Annotated in this window: 1 protein-coding gene; it reads left to right on the forward strand. The window is 62.2% G+C overall.

What is annotated here, in order from left to right:
* Positions 1 to 204 (forward strand): hypothetical protein (locus MiSe_RS50180; protein ID WP_226595100.1); only part of this gene is annotated, 204 nt, incomplete at its 5' end.
* Positions 205 to 283 lie beyond the last annotated feature (79 nt).

Below are 283 nucleotides of genomic sequence, written 5' to 3' on the forward strand. Positions count from 1 at the left end.
TTGCCGTGCCCCTACCCCAGGACGGCGGCGGCAATCTGGGGCATCAACCAACAGATTACGGTTGCCGTGCCCCTACCCCAGGACGGCGGCGGCAATCTGGGGCATCAACCAACAGATTACGGTTGCCCTGCCCCTACCCCAGGGCGGAAACCAACGATGCGGTTGACAAATTCTGCACCAGGTGATATGGCAGACGAAATGTAGGGGCACGGCGGCGGCAATCTGGGGCATCAACCAACAGATTACGGTTGCCGTGCCCCTACCCCAGGACGGCGGCGGCAAT

Origin of the sequence: Microseira wollei NIES-4236 (genome assembly GCF_020521235.1) — a bacterium.
In the GTDB taxonomy this organism is placed as follows: Bacteria; Cyanobacteriota; Cyanobacteriia; order Cyanobacteriales; family Aerosakkonemataceae; genus Microseira; species Microseira wollei.